Origin of the sequence: Streptomyces sp. NPDC058289, assembly GCF_042880975.1 — a bacterium.
In the GTDB taxonomy this organism is placed as follows: Bacteria; Actinomycetota; Actinomycetes; order Streptomycetales; family Streptomycetaceae; genus Streptomyces; species Streptomyces stoeckheimensis.
The window spans coordinates 20,232-41,424 of sequence record NZ_JBHVYI010000032.1 but is presented as its reverse complement, the minus strand read 5'-3'; the positions used below and the strand labels follow the sequence as shown (position 1 = coordinate 41,424).

Below are 21,193 nucleotides of genomic sequence, written 5' to 3'. Positions count from 1 at the left end.
ACTTCTGCCGGGTGCCAGCAAGCAACCGCGCGGCCCATCGGGCCGCCCTCCGTGTGGCCGTACTCGCCGATTCCGACACTCGATGGAAATGGGGAGCGCTCACCGCGCGCCGCCTTTCCCCGGAGCCGGACTCCGTCCACCTGACCGGATACCTGCTCCGCGGCCGGGCCACGCCCACCGCACGCCAGCTCGGCGAGGTAGGGGCCCGGGCGGACCGGCTCACCGAAGTCACCTGCGCGGGGTTCCTCGCCGAACTGTCGGCGCCGGAGCGTGAGCCGTACGACGTGATCGTCCTCGCCCTCGTCGGCGGCGCCGTCCAGGCGGTCCTGCACGGGGCCCGCGCCCTGTGGCCGGAGCCGGCCGCACGGCCGGCGTTCGTCACCGGGTACGTCGGAGTCGTCTACGAGAAGCTCGCCGACGGCCTGCTGCTGCGCCACGGGGCCGACCTGGTCCTCGCCAACTCCCGCCACGACGCCGGGCGGTTCCGCGCGGTCTACGAGGGAGTCGGCGCCGACGCCGGGGCCGTCGTGGAAACCGCCCTCCCCTTCCTCGCACAGGCCGACGCGCATGCGTACGAGCCGGTGGGAAGCACCGCCCACCGGGTGGTCTTCGCGGTCCAGCCGTCCGTGCCGGACGCCCGTGCGGACCGCGCGTACCTGCTGCGCCGCGCCGCGGAACACGCCCGGCTGCACCCCGGGCGCGAGGTGCTGATCAAACTGCGCAGCCGCCCGGGGGAGCACACCACGCACCTGGAGGAGCTCCCGTACCAGCGCCTCGCGGAGCAGCTCCCCGGCGGCCTCCCCTCCAACTGCCGTCTGGTGTACGGGAACATGGGCGAGGTCCTGGACAGCACGGACCTGCTGGTCACCGTCTCCTCCACGGCGGCCCTGGAATCCCTCCACCGGGGCATCCCGACGGCCGTCCTGACCGACCTCGGCGTCCGCGAGACCCTCGGCAACCACCACTTCCTGGGCTCCGGCTGCCTGGTCTCCTGGACCCAGCTCGACGCGGGACTGCTCCCCGAGGCCGATCCGGAGTGGCTCGCGGCCCAGGGCGTGGGCGGTCGTGCAACCGGACTGCCCGGACCGGCCGCGGCCTCCGCCGACCCCTACGCCGCCGCGCAGGCGCATCTCACGAAGCTGCTGGGCGGGGGCCCGCTCCCGCCCGTGGCGCCCTACTACACCCAGGACACCGCGCCGGGATACCTGCCGGGGATCCTGGCCAGGCACCATCTCGGCTCCGACGGGCACCCGTTGCCCGGCGCGGCCCGGACCGGCGCCGAAGGGTCCCGGCTGCGCCGCCGGCTCCGCGCCCACCTGCGCGAAGCCGCCCGGGGCGCCTACCGCCACGGCGTCCAGCGCGTCGCGCCGGTGATCCGCCGCCTGGGGGAGCTGTGAGCCCCCGCCCGGCCGGAGCGCGTACGGCCGCCACCACCACTGCCACCGTCCCGGCTCCCGCGGGGTCCCTCCGCGAGGCCCGCGCCGTGCCCAGGGTGCTCGCCGTGATCCCCGCGCGCGGGGGGTCCAAGGGAGTGCCCGGGAAGAACCTGGCCGACGTCGGCGGGATGCCGCTCGTGGTCCGGGCCGTCCGGGCCTGCCTGGGGGCCGCGACCGTCACCGACGTCCTGGTGTCCACCGACTCCGAGGCCATCGGTGACGCCGCCCGCGGGGCCGGCGCCGTGGTGCTGCGGCGGCCCGCCGGGATCTCCGGGGACACCGCCACCAGCGAGGCCGCCCTGCTGCACGCGCTCGACGCCTTCGAGGAGCTGCACTCCGTCACCGTCGACGTGGTCCTCCTCGTCCAGTGCACCAGCCCCTTCGTCACCGCCTCCGACGTGGAGTCCGTCGCCGCCGCCGTCGCGTCCGGCGCCGCCGACTCCGCGCTCACCGCAGCTCCCTTCCACGGCTTCCTCTGGCGGGAGGCACCCGACGGCTCCGGGACCGGGGTCAACCACGACACCTCGTACCGCCCCCGCCGCCAGGACCGCCCCCAGGACCTCCTGGAGACCGGCGCCGCCTACGCCATGGACGCCGCCGGCTTCCGGACCGCCCGCCACCGGTTCTTCGGGCGGACCGTCCCCGTCGCCACCGACCCGGCACGGGTGCTGGAGATCGACGACCCCCACGACCTGGCCCGCGCCCGCGCCCTCGTCCCCGTACTCGCACCCCTGGCCGCACCGGCCCCCACGCCCCTCCCGACCGCGGTCACCACTTCGGTCACCGCAGCGGTCACCACCTCAGTCCACACCCCGGCCCACACCCCTGTGCTCGCACCTCCTCGTACACCCCACGCTCCGAAGGACAGCCCTGCCATGACGGTCACCCCCGCCCCCCGCCTCCGTACCTTCGGCTCCCGCACCGCCGGACCGGGCCACCCCGTCTACGTCGTGGGCGAGATCGGCATCAACCACAACGGCGACCTCGGCAACGCCCTCGCCCTCATCGACGCCGCCGCCGAAGCCGGCTGCGACGCCGTGAAGTTCCAGAAGCGCACCCCCGAGATCTGCACCCCCCGCGACCAGTGGGACATCGAGCGCGACACCCCCTGGGGCCGGATGACCTACATCGACTACCGCCACCGCGTGGAGTTCGGCGAGAGCGAGTACCGCGCCATCGACGAGCACTGCGCCAAGCGCGGCATCGACTGGTTCGCCTCCCCGTGGGACACCGAGGCCGTCGCCTTCCTGGAGAAGTTCGACGTCCCCGCCCACAAGGTCGCCTCCGCCTCGCTGACCGACGACGAGCTGCTGCGCGCGCTGCGCGCCACCGGCCGCACCGTCGTCCTCTCCACCGGCATGTCCACCCCGAAGCAGATCCGGCACGCGGTGGAGGTGCTCGGCAGCGACAACATCCTTCTCTGCCACGCCACTTCGACGTACCCGGCCAAGGCCGAGGAGCTCAACCTGCGGGTCATCAACACCCTGCGGGAGGAGTACCCGAACGTCCCGATCGGCTACTCCGGCCACGAGACGGGCCTGCAGACCACCCTGGCCGCCGTGGCCCTCGGCGCCGCCTTCGTGGAACGCCACATCACCCTCGACCGCGCCATGTGGGGCTCCGACCAGGCCGCCTCCGTCGAGCCGGGCGGCCTCACCCGCCTGGTCCGCGACATCCGCACCATCGAGACCGCGCTGGGCGACGGCGTCAAGCGGGTCTACGCCTCCGAGCTCGGCCCGATGAAGAAGCTCCGCCGCGTCCAGGGGGAGCTCGCCGCGGTGTGATCCGCGCCGCGGGCCCGCGCGGACCGTGCGCCGTTCCCTTTCGCTCTCCGACGAGGAGTACGTGGTGACCCCCTCAGCCCCCGACACCGACCGCACCCTGGCTTTCGTGGAGAGCCCGGTCCAGCTCCTCAACGTCCTGGAATGGGCGCACGCCCAAGGTGCGGGCCGGCGCCTCGGAGTCGTCCCGCGCCAGCCGGCCCGCGGCGGCGGGACCGATCCCGGTCCGGCCGGGGCGGCCCTGCCGGCTGCCGCGCCGGGCCTGCGGATCGTGGTGCTCCCGCCCACCGACCCCATGTCCCGGGGACAGCTCCGCCGGATGGCGGGTCTGGCCCGGGACGAGGGGCACGAGGTGCGCTGGCAGGAGGCCCGCGGCGGGCGGTTCGCCCCGCTCAAGGCCTTCGCCGCGCTCGCGCGGGAGGTGCGGGCGGCCGAACGGGTGGTGATAGGGGATCCGTTCTCCCGCTACGTGCAGCTCCTGCTCACGCTCGTCCGGGCCGAGGAGCTCGTCGTGGTCGACGACGGCACCGCGACCATGGAGTTCGTCGCCCAGACGGCCCGCGGCGAGCGCCTCGTGCGCTGGCACCGGGTCGGTGGCGGCGGCCTCCCGGGCCGGCTGCGCGAGCTGGCGTACGCGCCGGTCTCGGCGACGGCCCGGCGGCGGTTCACCCCGGGCCCGGACGGCCGCCGCCGCGTCGAGGTGTTCAGCGCGATGCCGGTCACCGCGCACAGCGGGATGACCGTCCGGCTCAACGACTTCGCGTGGACCCGGGCCCGGTTCGGCCCGCCCCGGCTGACCAAGGGCACCGACCTGGTCGGGACCTCGCTGGTGGAGACCGGCGTGGTCGACCCGGACCGCTATCTGGAGGCGGTGCGCGCCCTGACCCTGGAACACGGCGCGACCCGCTACTTCGCCCACCGCCGGGAATCCCCGGAGAAGCTGCGGGCCCTGAGCGAGGCGACGGGGCTGGAGATCGTACGTCCGGACCTGCCGCTGGAGCTGATCGCCCGGCGGGGCCCGGTCGGCCGGACGATCGTCAGCTTTCCTTCCACGGTCGTCCACACCCTGCCCTACGCACTGATCGGCACCGGCGTGACCGTGGCCGTATGCGATGTCGATCCGAGCTGGCTCACCCCGTCGGCGTCGGAGCGGGCCCGTGGTTTCCTCGCCGGAGTCACCGACACCGCCCGTGATGTGCACAGACTTCCTGCTCAGACGGCTCCGGCGGCCGGATGAGTGCATGAGCGAGCGCGCGAGTTTACCCGCGCCTGCATCCGGTCATGCGTCCAGAGGCCGGGTTTCTTTCCCCTAACGGCATGAACTTTTGGTGATCTCCAGCCAGTTGACCCATGGGTGGGCCTACCCTTGAACGGGTGAACCAGTTGATGTCCCGCGAGTCCCAGACCGCCCAGCCCGCCGCGCCCGACCGGCCCGAGCTGCCCGGCAAGCTTCCGGACCACCTGCGTGCCGAACTGATCGCCTTCCGTCGGGACTTGCACATGCATCCCGAGCTAGGACACCAGGAGTTCCGCACCACGGCGGCGATCAAGGCCCGGCTGGAGAAGGCGGGCCTGCGCCCGCGGGTGCTGAAGTCGGGCACCGGGCTCATCTGTGACGTCGGCACCTGGGACGGCGTACGTCCCATGCTGGCCCTGCGCGCGGACATCGACGCCCTGCCCATCCCGGATGCCAAGACGCACGTCTCGTACCGCTCCACCGTCCCGGACCGCGCCCACGCCTGCGGCCACGACGTGCACACCACCGTGGTGCTCGGCGCCGGCCTCGTCCTCGCCGAGCTCGACCGCCGCGGCGAGCTGCCCCGGCCGGTGCGGCTGCTCTTCCAGCCCGCCGAGGAGGTGCTGCCCGGCGGCGCCACCGAGGCCATCGACTCCGGGGTGCTGGACGGCGTGGGCAAGATCATCGCCCTGCACTGCGACCCCCGGGTCGACGCCGGCCGCATCGGCCTGCGCGCCGGGCCCATCACCTCGGCCTGCGACCGGCTGGAGGTCACCCTCGACGGCCCCGGCGGGCACACCGCCCGTCCGCACCTGACCACCGACCTGGTCACGGCGGCCGCCCGGCTCGCCCTCGACCTGCCGGCCCTGCTGACCAAGCGGATGGACGCCCGCTCGGGCATGTCGGTCACCTGGGGCCGGATCGAGGCCGGGCACGCCTGCAACGTCATCCCGATGCACGCGGAACTGTCCGGAACCGTTCGGTGCCTGGACCTGGCTTCCTGGCACGAGGCCCCCGACCAGATCCACGCGATCATCGACGAGATCGCCTCGATGCACCGGGCCAAGTCGGAGATCACCTACGTGCGCGGGGTGCCTCCGGTCGTCAACGATCCGGTGGTCACCGAACTGCTGCGCGAGGCGATGAGCGCCCGGCGCGGGGTCGACTCGGTCGAGGACACCGAGCAGAGCCTGGGCGGAGAGGACTTCTCCTGGTACCTGGAGCACGTCCCCGGAGCCATGGCGCGCCTGGGCGTCCGTACGCCGGGGGACACGGCGAAGCGGGATCTGCACCGGGGTGATTTCGACGTCGACGAGGCCGCGATCGGGGTCGGCGTGGAGTTCTTCACGGCCGCGGTCCTGCTCGACGGCGCGTCCCTGGAAGGGCGACGCGCCAGGCTCGCAGGCTCGGCCGGGTAGAAGTTCTTACAACATCGGCGGTTGAACCGGCGGACGCGTCCAGCCCTTGGTACACATGGGTTGGATGCGTCGGCAGTTACTGATCGGTCACTGTCTGGTTCACGACGATCCGATAACGACTCATGAACGGGCCTTTAACTGACATCTACGCGCGTTACGATCTCGGCGAAACCAGCGCCGGTCGTGGCGCTTCGGTCAGGTTTTGAAGGAGCCTCCCCTTGCGCCGGATCACCAGGATCGCCACCGTGGGCCTCGCGTCCGCCGCGCTGGCCCTCTCGGCCACCGCCTGCGGTGGTAAGAAGTCCTCGGACTCGTCTTCGTCCGCCTCCTCCTCCGCGGAGAAGTCCGCCGCCATCGCGTACGACATCGGTGGCCGCGGCGACCAGTCGTTCAACGACGCCGCCTACGAGGGTCTGCACAAGGCCGAGACGGACCTCAAGATCAAGGGCGCCCAGGCGGAGCCCACCGACGGCGAGGGCGAGGCCGACAAGGTCCAGCGCCTCACCGAGCTGGCCCGCAAGGGCAACAACCCGGTCATCGGCGTCGGCTTCGCCTACGCGCCGGCCATCAAGAAGGTCGCCGAGAAGTTCCCGGACACCACGTTCGGCATCATCGACGACACCTCGGTGCAGGCGAAGAACATCGCCAACCTCGTCTTCAACGAGGAGCAGGGCTCCTACCTGGCCGGCGTCGCCGCCGCCAAGGCGTCCAAGACCGGCACGGTCGGCTTCATCGGCGGTGTCGAGGTTCCGCTGATCAAGAAGTTCGAGGCCGGCTTCGCGCAGGGCGTCAAGGACACCAACCCGAACGCCAAGGTGCTCGTCCAGTACCTGACGCAGCCGCCGAACTTCGACGGCTTCGCCAAGCCCGACCTGGGCAAGGCCGCGGCCGAGGGCCAGCTCGACAAGGGCGCCGACGTGATCTACTCGGCCGCCGGTCTGGCCGGCTCCGGTGCCATCGAGGCCGCCTCCGCCAAGGGCAAGTGGTCCATCGGCGTCGACTCGGACCAGTACAACCAGGCCGGTCTGGCGAAGTACAAGGACTTCATCCTGACCTCGGTCACCAAGGACGTCTCCGACTCGGTCTACAACCTGATCAAGTCGGTCCAGGACGGCAAGCCGGAGTCCGGTGAGGTCCGCTACGGCCTGGACAAGGACGGCGTCGGCCTGGCCGACTCCAACCCGAAGTACAAGGAGATGACCGACCTCGTCGCCGCGGTCGACAAGGCGAAGGCCGACATCATCGCCAAGAAGATCGAGGTCAAGACCGCGCCGTAAGGCCTGGTCCGACCAGCTGCACACGTGATACCCGGGGTCCGGGAAGCGGTCTCATCGCTCCCGGGCCCCGGCCCGTGTCACGTGGTTTCATGTGATCTTGTGGCCGGTTGGCCGCAAGTTTTCACTTTCGACAGTGCTACGCGCGTAGAAGCATCGTGGACGCGATAGTTTCTCCCCCCGCCCTGTCCCCTCCCTGTCTTCAGCTCCTTCCGCGCCAAGGAGAGTGCGTCATCAACGCGTCCAGCCCGCCCCCCGCCGTAGAACTGCACGGCATCACCAAGCGCTTCCCCGGCGTCGTCGCCAACAAGGACATCGCGATCACCGTCCGCAAGGGCACGGTCCACGCCCTCGTCGGCGAGAACGGCGCCGGCAAGTCGACGCTGATGAAGATCCTCTACGGCATGCAGAAGCCGGACGAGGGCACCATCGCCATCGACGGGGAGCAGGTCTCCTTCAGCAGCCCCGGCGACGCCATCGCCCGCGGCATCGGCATGGTGCACCAGCACTTCATGCTCGCCGACAACCTCACCGTCCTGGAGAACGTGGTCCTCGGCGGCGAGAAGCTCTACGGCATCGGCGCGAAGGCCCGTAAGAAGATCAAGGAGATCTCGGACGCGTACGGCCTCGGCGTGCGCCCCGACGCCCTGGTCGAGGACCTCGGTGTCGCCGACCGTCAGCGCGTGGAGATCCTCAAGGTCCTCTACCGCGGCGCGAAGATCCTCATCCTCGACGAGCCGACCGCCGTGCTCGTGCCGCAGGAGGTCGACGCGCTCTTCGACAACCTGCGCGAGCTCAAGTCCGAGGGCCTGACCGTCATCTTCATCTCGCACAAGCTGGGCGAGGTCCTGAAGGTCGCCGACGACATCACCGTCATCCGGCGCGGCACCACGGTCGGCACCGCCGACCCGCGGACCACCACGACCAAGCAGCTCGCCGAGCTGATGGTCGGCTCCGAGCTGCCCTCCCCGGAGACCCGCGAGTCCACGGTGACCACCACCCCGATGCTCCAGGTCGAGCGGCTGACCGTCGCCGAGGGCGGCGTGCCCGTCGTCACGGAGGACACCGCGCGCACGCCGGGCCTGCCGGACGCCAACCTGCGCGAGAGCGCGGTCGCCGGACGCCTGCTGCTCGACGGGATCAGCTTCACGATCCACAAGGGCGAGATCCTCGGCATCGCGGGCGTCGAGGGCAACGGCCAGACCGAGCTGATCGAGGCCCTCATGGGCATGATGACCCCCGACGCGGGCGTCATCACCCTCGACGGCAAGGACATCACCAAGTCCCCGGTGCGCAAGCGCCGCGAGGGCGGCATCGGCTACATCCCCGAGGACCGGCACCGGCACGGTCTGCTGCTGGAGTCCTCCCTCTGGGAGAACCGCATCCTCGGCCACGTCACCGAAGCCCCCAACTCCAAGCGCGGCATCATCGACCCGAAGGCCGCCCGCAAGGACACCGAGCGGATCGTGCGCGAGTACGACGTCCGCACGCCCGGCATCGAGGTCACGGCGGCCTCGCTCTCCGGCGGCAACCAGCAGAAGCTGATCGTCGGCCGCGAGATGAGCCACAACCCCAAGTTCCTCATCGCCGCCCACCCCACCCGCGGTGTGGACGTCGGCGCGCAGGCGCAGATCTGGGACGCGATCCGCGAGGCCCGCCGCGAAGGCCTGGCGGTCCTGCTGATCTCCGCCGACCTGGACGAGCTCATCGGCCTGTCCGACACCCTGCGCGTCATCTACCGCGGCCGCCTGGTCGCGGACGCCGACCCCGCGACCGTGACCCCCGAAGAACTCGGCACCGCCATGACGGGCGCCGCCTCCGGGCACCTCGAAGCGCCTGTCGAGGCCACCGAGGTCGCGGAAGCCACCGAAGCCACCGACAACCGCTCCGACGCCGGCACGGATGCCCGTACCGACTCCCCGGAGGACGAGGCCCGATGAAGAAACTCGACAAGGACCGGCTGCTCCTCGGCTTCGCCGGGCCCGCGCTCGCGCTGGTCACCGCCTTCCTGCTGACCATGGTCGTCCTGGCGGCGACGGGTGTGGACCCGATCGAACCGCTGCGGCTCATGGTGGAGAACGCGGGCTACGAGGACGTCCAGGTCCTCATCGTCAACCAGGCCGGTACGTACTACCTGGCGGCCCTGGCCGTGGCCATCGGCTTCCGGATGAACCTCTTCAACATCGGCGTCGACGGCCAGTACCGGCTCGCGGCGATGCTGTCGGCGGTCGTCGGCGCCGCGGTCTCGCTGCCCGGCCCGCTGCACATCCTGCTGATCGTGATCGTCGCCATGCTGGTCGGTGCCTTCTGGGCCGGTATCGCGGGCGTCCTGAAGGCCAAGCGCGGAGTCAGCGAGGTCGTCTCCACGATCATGCTGAACGCGATCGCCACCAGCCTGATCGCCTGGCTGATCCTGCCGAAGAACCTCGGCGTCCAGCCCCAGGGCTCGAACGACCTGACCACCGGCGAGATCGCGAAGTCGGGCTGGTTCCCGGCGATCTCCCTCGGTGACGGCCTGGAGATCTACGGCTTCACCTTCCTCGCCTTCGCGCTGGGCATCGTCTACTGGTTCGTGCTGGGCCGCACCCGCTTCGGCTTCGACCTGCGCGCCACCGGCGCCAGCGAGTCCGCCGCGCAGGCCTCCGGTGTGGACGCCAAGAAGATGATCATCACCTCGATGCTCATCTCCGGCGCCGTCGCCGGTCTCGCCGGCATGCCGGTGCTGCTGGGCGAGAGCCACACGTACAGCCTGTCCTTCCCGGTCGGTGTCGGCTTCACCGGCATCACCATCGCGCTGCTCGGCCGCAACCACCCGGTCGGCATCTTCTTCGCCGCGTTCCTGATGGCCTTCATCGACAAGGCCTCGGCCTCGCTCGACACGGCCGGGTACGCGAAGGAGATCGGCACGATCATGAAGGGCCTGATCGTGATCGCGGTCGTCGTCTCCTACGAGCTCGTCCGCCGTTACGGGATCCGACGCCAGCAGCAGAAGGTCGGCGAGGAGCTGGCCGCAGGCCACGCCATCACGACCGAGAAGGAGGTCTCGGCGTGAGCACCAGCACCGTTTCCGCGACCAGCGCCGCGCCCAAGAAGCAGGGCGGACGCACCAAGCTCACCCTCCCGTGGATCATGCTGATCATCGCGGGCGGCCTCGCGCTCGTCTCGCTGGTCCGCGTGATCAGCGGCGCGGACGACCTGACCTCCATCGGCCAGGTCTCCGGAGCGCTCTCCCTCGCCGTGCCGATCGGCCTCGCCGGCCTCGGCGGCCTGTGGGCCGAGCGCGCGGGCGTCGTCAACATCGGCCTCGAAGGCATGATGATCCTCGGCACCTGGTTCGGTGCCTGGGCCGGCTACCAGTGGGGCCCCTGGACCGGCGTCATCGCCGGCCTGATCGGCGGCGCCATCGGCGGCCTGCTGCACGCGATCATCACGGTCACCTTCAACGTGAACCACATCGTCTCCGGTGTGGCCATCAACATCCTGGCGCTGGGCTTCACCCAGTACCTGTCGAACTTCACGTTCGCCGAGGCGCCCGGCGGCTCCTCCAAGCAGTCCCCGCGCGTCGAGCCGATCTACGAGATCACCGTGCCCGGGTTGTCGGACTGGATGGCGACCCTCCAGGGCAAGCACTGGTTCTTCATCTCCGACATCGCGGGCGTCGTCGGCGGCCTGGTCACCGGCCTGTCGCTGCTGACCGTCGTCGCGCTGCTGCTGATCCCCGGCACCTGGTGGGTGCTGTGGCGCACCACCTTCGGCCTGCGGCTGCGCTCCTGCGGCGAGAACCCCGTCGCCGCCGAATCCCTCGGCGTCAACGTCTACAAGTACAAGTACATCGCCGTGATCGTCTCGGGCGCCCTCGCGGGCCTGGGCGGCGCGTTCTTGTCGATCGTGGCCAGCCCGATCTACCAGGAGGGCCAGACCGGCGGCCGCGGCTACATCGGCCTCGCCGCGATGATCTTCGGCAACTGGATGCCGGGCGGCATGGCGCTGGGCGCCGGCCTGTTCGGCTTCACCGACAGCCTCAAGCTGCGCGGCGGCGCCGAGAACGTCCACGCGATGCTGCTGCTCATCGCGATCCTGCTCGTCCTGGTCGTCGCCTGGCAGCTCTACAAGAAGCGCTACGTCCCGGCCGGCGTCTCGGCGGTCTTCGCCGTGCTGCTGTTCCTCTGGTACGCGCTCACGGACCAGGTGCCCAGCCAGTTCGTGGACGCCGCCCCGTACCTGACCACGCTGCTGGTGCTCGCGCTGTCCGCGCAGCGCCTGCGGATGCCGAAGGCGGACGGCATGCCGTACCGCAAGGGCCAGGGCAAGTGACGGCCGCTCCCGACTGGGAGGCCCTGCGCGAGGCCGCCCGGGAGGCCATGTCCCGGGCGTACGCCCCGTACTCGGGCTTCCCGGTCGGCGTCGCGGCGCTGGTCGACGACGGCCGCACCGTCGTCGGCTGCAACGTCGAGAACGCCAGCTACGGGCTCGGCCTGTGCGCCGAATGCGGGCTGGTCTCCTCCCTCCAGGCCACGGGCGGCGGCCGCCTCACGCACTTCACGTGCGTGGACGGCAAGGGCGAGATCCTCGTCCCCTGCGGCCGCTGCCGCCAGCTCCTCTTCGAGTTCGGCGGCGCCGAGCTCCAGGTGGAGACGCCGGAAGGCGTCCTGCCGCTCTCCGCGATGCTGCCGCAGGCCTTCGGGCCGGACCATCTGAGATAGCCGTGCCGACGGCCCTCCGCCCCTGCCGGGCGGGGGGCCGCCGTCCTTTTCCCCTGTGGTACCCCTCTCCTCTCTCTATGCGCGTAGAAGGAAGCACTTCCATGGACGTCATCTCCGTCATCCGCACCAAGCGCGACCGCGGTGAACTGAGCCCCGAGCAGATCGACTGGGTCATCGACGCGTACACGCGCGGCGTGGTCGCCGACGAGCAGATGTCGGCGCTGGCGATGGCCATCCTGCTCAACGGCATGAACCGCACCGAGATCGCCCGCTGGACCGCCGCGATGATCGCCAGCGGCGAGCGGATGAACTTCGACTCCCTCTCCCGCCCGACCGCGGACAAGCACTCCACCGGCGGCGTCGGCGACAAGATCACCCTGCCGCTGGCCCCGCTCGTCGCCGCCTGCGGCGCCGCCGTACCGCAGCTCTCGGGCCGCGGCCTCGGCCACACCGGCGGCACCCTGGACAAGCTGGAATCCATCCCGGGCTGGCGCGCCCTGCTCTCCAACGAGGAGATGCTGCACGTCCTGGACACCACCGGCGCCGTCATCTGCGCGGCCGGCGACGGCCTGGCCCCGGCCGACAAGAAGCTCTACGCGCTGCGCGACGTGACCGGCACCGTCGAGGCCATCCCGCTGATCGCTTCCTCGATCATGTCGAAGAAGATCGCGGAAGGCACCGGCTCCCTCGTCCTGGACGTGAAGGTCGGCAGCGGCGCCTTCATGAAGAACATCGAGGACGCGCGCGAGCTGGCCCGCACCATGGTGGGCCTGGGCACCGACTCGGGCGTCAAGACCGTCGCCCTGCTCACCGACATGTCCACCCCGCTCGGCCTCACCGCAGGCAACGCCCTGGAGATCCGCGAGTCGGTCGAGGTCCTGGCGGGCGGCGGCCCCTCGGACGTGGTCGAGCTGACGCTCGCCCTGGCCCGGGAGATGCTGGACGCCGCGGGCATCAAGGACGCCGACCCGGCGAAGGCCCTGGCCGACGGCTCCGCGATGGACGTGTGGCGCCGGATGATCGCGGCGCAGGGCGGCGACCCGGACGCGGCGCTGCCCGTCGCGCGGGATCAGCACGTGGTCACGGCCCCGTCCTCGGGCGTGCTGACGCGCCTGGACGCGTACGGGGTGGGCGTGGGCGCCTGGCGCCTGGGCGCCGGCCGCGCGCGCAAGGAGGACCCGGTCCAGGCGGGCGCGGGCATCGAGCTGCACGCGAAGCCGGGCGACACGGTCACGGCGGGCCAGCCGCTGATGACCCTGCACACCGACACCCCGGAGAAGTTCGACTACGCCCTGGCGGCGCTGGACGGCTCCTTCGACATCGCCGCGGCGGGCACGGCCTTCTCGGCGACCCCGATCGTGCTGGACCGCATCGCGTAGTCCCGCGCACCTGGCGCCGAGCCCTCTCCCGTCTACACGAGGGGGAGGGCTTCGCCGTTCCCCGGCCGGCGGTGGACGAACCCGTGGGTCTTCGTCGTAGGCGAGCTGCCCAGGAGGCGGGCAGGAGGCGGGCAGGAGGCGGTCATCGGGCCGTTCTCGGAGCCCGCCGATGAGTTCCGGCAGGTGGGGGAGTCACCCACACGTGACCACTCGACGACTCGTACTGCCCGGACCCGCCCCGACCGCCCACGACACCGCGCGGCTCTGCGCCCGGCTGGCTCGGCTCTACGACGACGGGGCGACCGCGGTGGTGTGCGACGCCACCGCGGTGACCGCGCCCCGGCTCGCCGACGTGGAGGCGCTGGCCCGGCTGAGGCTCACGGCCGGCGGCCGGCCCTTGCGGGTCACCGGGGCCGGACCGGCCTTACGCGCCCTACTGCACCTCGTAGGACTCGTCGAGCTGCTCGGGGAGCCCGAAGAGCGGGAACCACCGGGCGGTGTCCAGGAAGGCGTTCAGCCCGGCGATCTTCCCGTCTGACACCTCCAGCACCTGGAGCGCCCACGGAGTCCAGCCCGGCTGTCCGTCCTCCCGCGGCCGGTACTGGCCGAAGGCGGGCATGCCGTTCGCCGTGGTCGGGATCATCCGCGAGCCCTTGCAGCCGATGCCCTGGTTCAGGTGCCAGGCCGCGATGTCCTCGTGGCCCTGGAGCCACAGGTCGAACGGCGGCATCGACAGCACGGCGTCCTCGTGGAGCAGGGCGGTCAGCCGGGAGATGTCGTAGGCCTCGAAGGCGGCGAGGTACTGCTCCAGCAGCTTGACCTGGTCGGTGTCCAGCGGGTCCGCGGACTCGCTCTCCCGGATCCGAGTCGCGGCGAGCGTCGCGCGGGCCCGCTGCAGCGCGCTGTTCACCGACGCGACGGTGGTGTCCAGCAGGGTGGCGACCTCGTCGGCCTTCCAGGCCAGCACCTCGCGCAGGATCAGCACGGCCCGCTGCTTGGCGGGCAGGTGCTGGAGCGCGGCGACGAACGCGAGCCGTACGGACTCCTTCGCCAGCGCCATCTCCGCCGGGTCGGCGGTCTGCGGCAGCACCCGCCCGTCGGGCACCGGCTCCAGCCAGGTCACCTCGGGCCGCTCGCCCAGCACGGCGGACGCCTGGTGCTGCGGAGCGCTCAGGTCCATCGGCCGGGCCCGCTTGTTCCCCGCGTTCAGCAGGTCCAGACAGACGTTGGTGGCGATCCGGTACAGCCACGACCGCAGGGAGGACCGCCCCTCGAACTTCTCGAAGCTCCGCCAGGCACGGATGTACGTGTCCTGCACCGCGTCCTCGGCATCGAAGGGCGAGCCGAGCATGCGGTAGCAGTACCCGGTGAGCTCGACGCGATACCGGTCGAGCGCGGCGTCGAGCTCGGTCCCGTGGGCGGCCGTATCCGTCATGTCCCTTGATCCCCCTGCTAGTTCCCGATACTTCGGAAACTACCGGACCCCTCTGACAACCGCAGCCCGGCACGCGGCCGGTCAGCCGACGGGGCCGTGTTCGGCGCGTGGGAGCGGTGGGCGGTCCGGGAGGGGCCACGACGGTGGCGGGCGGAAGTCGCACCAGGTGCCGTCGAAGGGGTAGGTGGCCGCGTCGATGAGGTGGGTGACGCGGACGCCCTCCGCGCGGATGGCGGCGGCCTCGGCCGGGGTCCAGTACACCGGGTGGCCCGTCTTCGCGGCGAAGGACTCCTCGTCCTTCCACTCCCACGCGCGGTCCGGGGTCACCGTGATGTCGAGTTCCTGGTCGGTCACGTGGACGTCCGCGCCGTCCGGGGAGTGGACGCGGGATTCGAGGTTCACGTACCAGCTGCGGAACTCCTGCTCCCGCGTGAAGCTCCACCACACCGCGTGCCCCGCCCCGGCCGGCTGCAGGATCAGTGCGCCCCCGTGCCGCCACCGGTCGGCCCGCAGCGGGTACGAGCCCTCCGGCGGCAGGTCCCGCAGGTGGGTGCCGGGCGGGATGGTCGCGCGCCAGAGCGGGGTGCCCGGGGCCACCCACAGCAGCAGGCCGTCGTCGCCCGACTCCACCACACGGGCCGGGATGATCATGCTGACCGTGCTGCCGAGTATGAGGTGAATGTTGACTATGGACATGATCGGCGATCATGCCATCCGTCGATTGCGGGCCCCTTGTGCGGCAGCCCTCAGCGCGCCGCCAGCGCCGCGATCCGGGCCGTACGGGCCGCGTGGGACCCGTACAGGGTGATCGTGACGACCCCGGCGACCGCGAGCAGCGCGAGGGTGACCGTGGCTGCCCAGCCCGCCGAGTGGTAGGCCAGGGCGCCCAGCGTGCCGCCGGCGCTGGAGCCGACGTAGTACGCCGACTGGTAGAGCGCCGAGGCCTGTGCGCGGCCCGTCTTCGCCGTGCGGCTCACCGCCGCGGAGGCCACCGCGTGGCCCGCGAAGAAGCCCGCCGTGATGAGGACCAGCCCGAGGAGGATCGCCGTGAGCGACTCCGCGAGGGACAGGAACAGGCCCGCCGCCGTCGTGGTCACCGCCAGGTACAGCGCGCCGCGCCGGCCCAGCCGGGCCACCAGCTGCCCGGCCGCCGCCGAGGAGACCGTACCGACCAGGTAGACCAGGAAGATCGAGCCGATGAGGCCCTGCCCGAGCGAGAACGGCTCGTCCACCAGGCGGTAGCCGATGACCGTGTACACCGCCCCGAACACGGTCATGAACAGCGCCCCGATCCCGTACAGCCGCAGCAGCAGCGGATCGCGCAGGTGCCCGGAGACGGTACGTCCCACCGCGCGCGGGTTCAGCGAGGCCGGCCGGAAGAACCGGGCCCGGGGGAGGAGGGCGAGGAAGGCCGCCGCACAGGCCAGTGACATCAGGCCGACGGTCAGCAGCCCGCCGCGCCAGCCCCACGCCTGGGCCGCCCAGCCCGTGACGAGGCGGCCGCTCATGCCGCCGATGGAGTTGCCCGCCACGAACAGGCCGATCGCGGCCACCAGCGCCTTCGGCTTCACCTCTTCCGCCAGGTACGCCATCGCGGAGGCCGGGATGCCGGCGATCGCCGCGCCCTGGACGGCGCGCAGCGCGATCAGCCACTCCAGGTTCGGCGCGAAGGGCACGAGGAGGCCGACGCCGACCGCGATCACCATCGAGCAGGTCATCATCCGGGTCCGGCCGAAGCGCTCCGAGAGCGCGCTGAGCGGCAGGACGAACAGGGCGAGCGCACCGGTGGCCGCGGAGACCGTCCAGCTGGCCTGACCCGCCGTCACGCCGAAGCCGTCGGAGATCGCGGGCAGCAGCGCCTGGGTGGAGTAGAGGAGGGCGAAGGTGGCCAGACCTGCGGCGAAGAGCGCGAGGCTGAGGCGGCGGTAGCCGGGACGGCCGGGCTCGTGCGCCTCGGGTGCGGAGGCGGGGAACGACGGGGTGGAGGCACCCGGGATGACGGGTGCCCCGGTATGAGCGGGAGGCATGCCTACGACCGTAGGGCCGTCCTTTTCATGCGTCCAATGCACGGATTCGCGATAATCAATCCATCCGTGCATCAGTGCAGGTCAGATGGGTGCCTATCGATGAGTCGTTACGAAGAAGACATGGCCGTGACACATGCGCTGGCCCCGCGCCTCGCCTACTTCGTCGCCGTCGCCCGGCACGAGCACGTCACCCGCGCCGCGCACGAGCTGGGCGTCCCGCAGTCCACCCTGTCGCGTGCCATGGTCCGCCTCGAACAGGACCTGGGCGTCACGCTGTTCGCCCGCAAGGGCCGCACGGTCGCACTCACCACCGCCGGCCGCACCTTCCTCGCCTCGGCGGAACGCTCGCTGGCCGAGATCGCCCGCGCCGCCGGCTCCGTACAGCAGGACGCCGACCCCTCCTTCGGCAAGGTCGCCTTCGGCTTCCTGCACACCCTGGGCCCCGAGACCGTGCCCGGCCTGATCCGGGCCTTCCGGGCCGACCACCCCGGCGTACGGTTCTCCCTGGTCCAGAACTACGGCGAGGCCATGCTGGAGAAGCTGCGCGCGGGCGAGCTCGACCTCTGCCTGACCTCGCCGCTGCCCGACGCCCCGGACCTGGTGGCCCGCCGGCTCGACGAGCAGCGGCTGCGCCTGGTGGTCCCCGACGACCACCGGCTCGCCACGCGCAAGCGCATCCGCCTCGCGGAGGCCGCCGAGGAAACCTTCGTCACCCTGGAGCCCGGCTACGGGCTGCGCCGCATCACCGACGACCTGTGCGCGGAGGCCGGGTTCACGCCCCGGGTCGCCTTCGAGGGGGAGGAGGCCGAGACCCTGCGCGGGCTCGTCGCCGCCGGTCTCGGAGTGGCGCTGCTGCCGCCGCCCGCGGTGGCCCGGCCCGGGGTCGTCGAGCTGACGGTCACCGCCCCGCGGGCCGTCCGCGAGATCGGGGTGGCCTGGCTCGACGGGCACCCGGACACGCCTCCGGTGGCGGAGTTCAAACGGTTCCTGCTGTCCCGTCGGGGGCGGCTGATTCCGGAGCTCCAGCCGGGTGGCGGGTGAGCGGGGCCGAGGCGGTCGCGGAGGCCGCGGAGGCCGTCGCCGCAGCCGTCGCCGAGAGCAGGAACCCGGCCTGGAAACGGGACTTGGCCCCCACCGCCCGCATGATCTCGGCGATGTGGCGCTGACAGGTCCGCTCCGACATGCCCAGCCGCCGGGCGATGACCTTGTCCTCCAGCCCTTCCGCCAGCAGCCGCACGATGGTCTGGCGCAGCTCGTCGGAGATGGAACGGGCCTGGTCCGGCCCGACGGTGGTGCTGAAGGGCTCGGCCTCCGCCCAGGTGCGCTCGAAGGTCTGCACCATGAACTGGACGACGTTGGGCTCGCGCACCACCAGGGCCGCCTTGATGTCGTCCTGCACCTCCATCAGCCCGGTGTGCCGGTCGACGAGGATCATCCGCATCAGCCCGTCGCCGACGGTACGGACCTGCGAGCCGAGCGCGGTCACCCGCTCCACGTAGGCGGCCGTCGGGCGGGAGTAGCGGGCGGTGTGCTGGTAGAGGGTGCGCATCCGCACGCCGCGGGCCAGCATCGCCTCGTCCCGTACCACCGCCCCCTCCAGGGTCGCGGTGCTGCGGCCGCCGCCCGGGTGGCAGGTCAGCACCTCGGACTCGGCCGAGGCGATGAGCTCCCCGATCAGGTCTTGCAGCGCGGCCGGGTCGGTGACCAGCTCCAGGGCGTTCGCCCCGCCCCGGTCGCGCAGGTCGGTGCCCGCGTCGTACGCGGGGACCAGCTCCTCCAGCCGGACGCGCAGCCTGTCCATCTCGTCGTGCGTCTCGCGCACCCGCAGCGCCAGCGGGGCCAGCGTCCGGGCCACCGCGGCCCGCGGGGACACGGCGCTCCAGTACACCTGCGCCGGCCCGTCGGGGCAGCTGTCGTCGGTGGCGGCGACCGGACGGGAACGGGGCTGGATCAGGTGGGCCGCCGCGAGTTCGGCGACGGCGGGGCCGACGGACTCACCGAGCGCCTCGCCGGCCTCCGCCTCGGAGAAGGCGTGCCGCTCGGCCGCGTACCCGTAAAGACGCCGGGCCACGGAGCTCAGTTGGTCCGTTTCATCCGATGGCATATGCATATTCGTCCCGGACTGTGCCGATGTGTAAACCCCTCGTGTTCCCGCAAGGCACCAAGACGATGCCCTCCGATCTTCGTGAGGATAGGCCGAACCGGCACAGTGGTACCACGGCGTTCTCGGGGGAGGGCGCGGGCATCCTGAGTCCGCGCTTCGCCGACCTGGCATCGCGCCCTCGCGCGGGCGTGTGCCTCAAGGTGGTCGCGCGGGCCCGCCCGTGCCATCCGACCGGGAGGGGACGGCGCGGCCGGCACGGACGGCCCCGCGCGACCACCACCACATCCGGGAGCCCCGGCCGCTCCCGCACCGGGGGCCTGTCGCTCCGGCCGCATTCAGTTGCGCAGGGACCGCCCGTAGCCGGAGGCCAGCGGCATCCGCAGGCCCAGCGGCGGGGGAGCCGCCAGCGCGTCGGTGACCGGCCGCGAGTAGGGCCCCGAGAACACGGAACCCAGGACGAAGTCCACGGACAGGGCCACGACTTCGTCCTGGTGCTCGCGCAGTCCGTGGCCGTCGGAGTGCACCTCGAAGCGGCACGTCGTGCGGTTCGCCTTCTTCGCCCGGGTCGCCAGGCGGTAGGACAACTCCGGGTCGCTGCGGGCGTCGTTGGTGCCGTGCACGATCAGGACCCGGCGGCCCGAGAGCTGCTTCACCGGTTCGGGGGTGTCCGTGTCCGACTGGCGGGGGAGCGAAGGGGCGAGTGCCAGAACGGAGTTGACGGCTTCGTGGCCCGCCGCGGCGAGCGCCGCCCGGCCACCCGCGTCATAGCCGGCCAGGCACACCGGCACGTCCCCGTACCGCCGGACCACCTCGTCCGCGGCCCACTCGGCGTCCCCTTCGCGGGTTCCCGCACCGTGGATGACCTGGTGCGTGACCAGCCCGTCCGCCGCGCCCGCACGGGCCAGGGCCCGAGCCAGCGGACGCACCGGACCGGGGGACAATCTGGACGCTCCGGGGAGAAGGAGAACCACACCACTGACCGTTGAGACCGAGCCGGTCGCGCCGGCCGCCCGCCCCAGGCGGGCCCCGCGCGCCGACGGCGCATGCTGTGCCATGACGGAACAGTCTCAGACGCCGAGGTGTACGCCACCCGTCCGCGCGGTCACTGTTACATATCGGCAGTGGCCACCGTCTCACCGCTCTACGCGCGTAGGAGCTAGAGTGCCCAGATGACGAGCGAGACCCCCAACCTGCCCACCCCGGATCAGATCCGCCGCTCCCCGAAGGTGCTCCTGCACGACCACCTCGACGGTGGGCTGCGCCCCGGGACCATCATCGAGCTGGCCCGCGAGGTCGGCTACGAGAACCTTCCCGAGAGCGACGCCGACAAGCTCGGCATCTGGTTCCGGGAAGCCGCCGACTCCGGCTCCCTCCCGCGGTACCTGGAGACGTTCGCCCACACCTGTGCGGTCATGCAGACGAAGGCGGCCCTCTTCCGGGTGGCCGCCGAGTGTGCCGAGGACCTCGCCGAGGACGGCGTCGTCTACGCGGAGATCCGCTACGCGCCCGAGCAGCACCTGGAAGCCGGCCTGACCCTCGAAGAGGTCGTCGAGACGGTCAACGAGGGCTTCCGCGAGGGTGAGCGCCGCGCGAAGGCCAACGGCCACCGGATCCGCGTCGGCGCCCTGCTGACCGCCATGCGGCACGCGGCCCGCGCGCTGGAGATCGCGGAACTGGCCAACCGCTACCGCGACAAGGGCGTCGTCGGATTCGACATCGCCGGTGCCGAGGCCGGGTTCCCTCCCACCCGCCACCTCGACGCCTTCGAGTACCTCAAGCGCGAGAACAACCACTTCACCATCCACGCGGGCGAGGCCTTCGGTCTGCCGTCGATCTGGCAGGCCCTGCAGTGGTGCGGCGCCGACCGGCTCGGCCACGGCGTGAAGATCATCGATGACATCGAGGTCGCCGCCGACGGTTCCGTGACGCTGGGCCGCCTGGCCTCGTACGTCCGGGACAAGCGGATCCCGCTGGAGATGTGCCCGACGTCGAACCTGCAGACGGGCGCGGCGGTCTCCTATGCCGAGCACCCGATCGGCCTGCTGCGGAAACTGCACTTCAGGCTGACGGTCAATACCGACAACCGGCTGATGAGCGGCACCAGCATGAGCCGCGAGTTCGAGCACCTGGTCGACACCTTCGGCTACTCGCTCGACGACATGCAGTGGTTCACGGTCAATGCGATGAAGTCCGCGTTCATTCCTTTCGATGAACGCCTGGCCATGATCAACGACGTGATCAAGCCCGGTTATGCGGAGCTGAAGTCGGAATGGCTGTTCCGTCAAACGGCTTCCACCAGCGGTTCCGTCTCGGCGTAGGCCATGGCGTGACGGACTGAAAGCGCCCGGGAGGGGCAATTCCCGGGCGCTTTCTCGTATTTAATGATGTTTGCGGGAGGG

18 protein-coding genes and 1 pseudogene are annotated in these 21,193 nt (G+C 71.6%); 14 read left to right on the top strand and 5 right to left on the bottom strand.

Going from position 1 to position 21,193, the window contains the following annotated elements; genetic code table 11:
* Positions 1-11: 11 nt before the first annotated feature.
* The 12 genes and pseudogenes from ACFVX6_RS18495 (at position 12) to ACFVX6_RS18440 (ending at position 13,766) form a co-directional block, all read left to right on the top strand.
* The gene (locus ACFVX6_RS18495) at positions 12-1,397 is read left to right on the top strand and encodes a DUF6716 putative glycosyltransferase (RefSeq protein ID WP_389692671.1); all 1,386 of its coding nucleotides are present in this window, start codon (positions 12-14) and stop codon (positions 1,395-1,397) included.
* Positions 1,394-1,855 (top strand): annotated as a pseudogene (locus ACFVX6_RS18490) (cytidylyltransferase domain-containing protein); the annotation flags it as partial. The gene ACFVX6_RS18495 and the pseudogene ACFVX6_RS18490, both read left to right, overlap by 4 nt.
* Before the next feature lie 456 nt (positions 1,856-2,311).
* Positions 2,312-3,220 (top strand): N-acetylneuraminate synthase family protein, encoded by a 909-nt coding sequence (locus ACFVX6_RS18485; protein WP_389692748.1) that lies wholly within the window; start codon positions 2,312-2,314, stop codon positions 3,218-3,220.
* 64 nt (positions 3,221-3,284) lie between these two features.
* Positions 3,285-4,454 (top strand): hypothetical protein, encoded by a 1,170-nt coding sequence (locus ACFVX6_RS18480; RefSeq protein WP_389692669.1) that lies wholly within the window; start codon positions 3,285-3,287, stop codon positions 4,452-4,454.
* A gap of 149 nt (positions 4,455-4,603) precedes the next feature.
* The gene (locus tag ACFVX6_RS18475; RefSeq protein ID WP_389692746.1) at positions 4,604-5,872 is read left to right on the top strand and encodes an amidohydrolase; all 1,269 of its coding nucleotides are present in this window, start codon (positions 4,604-4,606) and stop codon (positions 5,870-5,872) included.
* 218 nt (positions 5,873-6,090) lie between these two features.
* Positions 6,091-7,149 (top strand): BMP family protein, encoded by a 1,059-nt coding sequence (locus tag ACFVX6_RS18470; RefSeq protein ID WP_274549181.1) that lies wholly within the window; start codon positions 6,091-6,093, stop codon positions 7,147-7,149.
* Between the two features lie 263 nt (positions 7,150-7,412).
* Positions 7,413-9,086, top strand: a complete 1,674-nt coding sequence (locus ACFVX6_RS18465) for an ABC transporter ATP-binding protein (protein WP_389692744.1) — start codon at positions 7,413-7,415, stop codon at positions 9,084-9,086.
* The gene (locus ACFVX6_RS18460) at positions 9,083-10,198 is read left to right on the top strand and encodes an ABC transporter permease (protein ID WP_389692667.1); all 1,116 of its coding nucleotides are present in this window, start codon (positions 9,083-9,085) and stop codon (positions 10,196-10,198) included. Before ACFVX6_RS18465 ends, ACFVX6_RS18460 begins: the two co-directional genes overlap by 4 nt.
* Complete coding sequence (locus tag ACFVX6_RS18455; RefSeq protein WP_389692665.1) at positions 10,195-11,460, top strand: ABC transporter permease; 1,266 nt, start codon at positions 10,195-10,197, stop codon at positions 11,458-11,460. The genes ACFVX6_RS18460 and ACFVX6_RS18455 overlap by 4 nt, the downstream gene beginning before the upstream one ends.
* Positions 11,457-11,849, top strand: a complete 393-nt coding sequence (locus tag ACFVX6_RS18450; protein ID WP_243333749.1) for a cytidine deaminase — start codon at positions 11,457-11,459, stop codon at positions 11,847-11,849. The genes ACFVX6_RS18455 and ACFVX6_RS18450 overlap by 4 nt, the downstream gene beginning before the upstream one ends.
* A 101-nt stretch (positions 11,850-11,950) precedes the next feature.
* A complete protein-coding gene (locus ACFVX6_RS18445; protein WP_389692662.1) occupies positions 11,951-13,228 on the top strand; it encodes a thymidine phosphorylase in 1,278 nt (425 codons plus the stop codon).
* A gap of 202 nt (positions 13,229-13,430) precedes the next feature.
* Positions 13,431-13,766, top strand: coding sequence for an STAS domain-containing protein (locus ACFVX6_RS18440; protein WP_389692660.1), 336 nt, complete (start codon positions 13,431-13,433; stop codon positions 13,764-13,766).
* On the opposite strand, the gene ACFVX6_RS18435 is transcribed toward ACFVX6_RS18440, so the two are convergent.
* The 3 genes from ACFVX6_RS18435 to ACFVX6_RS18425 all read right to left on the bottom strand — a co-directional run bounded on the left by ACFVX6_RS18435 (position 13,662) and on the right by ACFVX6_RS18425 (position 16,690).
* Complete coding sequence (locus ACFVX6_RS18435) at positions 13,662-14,663, bottom strand: sigma-70 family RNA polymerase sigma factor (protein WP_389692659.1); 1,002 nt, start codon at positions 14,661-14,663, stop codon at positions 13,662-13,664. The genes ACFVX6_RS18440 and ACFVX6_RS18435 overlap by 105 nt on opposite strands.
* An 81-nt stretch (positions 14,664-14,744) precedes the next feature.
* Positions 14,745-15,359, bottom strand: a complete 615-nt coding sequence (locus ACFVX6_RS18430) for a DUF402 domain-containing protein (protein WP_389692657.1) — start codon at positions 15,357-15,359, stop codon at positions 14,745-14,747.
* 50 nt (positions 15,360-15,409) lie between these two features.
* On the bottom strand, positions 15,410-16,690 hold the full coding sequence (locus ACFVX6_RS18425) for an MFS transporter (RefSeq protein WP_389692655.1): 1,281 nt from the start codon (positions 16,688-16,690) through the stop codon (positions 15,410-15,412).
* A 99-nt stretch (positions 16,691-16,789) separates the two neighbouring features.
* Here ACFVX6_RS18425 and ACFVX6_RS18420 point away from each other — a divergent pair, with 99 nt between their 5' ends.
* Positions 16,790-17,731: a LysR family transcriptional regulator gene (locus tag ACFVX6_RS18420; RefSeq protein ID WP_389692653.1), complete on the top strand. Its 942-nt coding sequence runs from the start codon at positions 16,790-16,792 to the stop codon at positions 17,729-17,731.
* Here ACFVX6_RS18420 and ACFVX6_RS18415 read toward each other — a convergent pair.
* Positions 17,667-18,761 carry a LuxR C-terminal-related transcriptional regulator gene (locus ACFVX6_RS18415; protein ID WP_389692651.1) on the bottom strand — a complete coding sequence of 365 codons (1,095 nt, stop codon included), beginning with the start codon at positions 18,759-18,761 and terminating at the stop codon, positions 17,667-17,669. The two genes, ACFVX6_RS18420 and ACFVX6_RS18415, sit on opposite strands and share 65 nt — an antisense overlap.
* Before the next feature lie 368 nt (positions 18,762-19,129).
* A complete protein-coding gene (locus ACFVX6_RS18410; RefSeq protein WP_389692649.1) occupies positions 19,130-19,849 on the bottom strand; it encodes an alpha/beta hydrolase in 720 nt (239 codons plus the stop codon).
* A 114-nt stretch (positions 19,850-19,963) separates the two neighbouring features.
* Between ACFVX6_RS18410 and ACFVX6_RS18405 the strand changes: the two genes are divergently transcribed.
* Positions 19,964-21,112 (top strand): adenosine deaminase, encoded by a 1,149-nt coding sequence (locus tag ACFVX6_RS18405; protein WP_250746172.1) that lies wholly within the window; start codon positions 19,964-19,966, stop codon positions 21,110-21,112.
* The last annotated feature ends 81 nt before the right edge of the window (positions 21,113-21,193 follow it).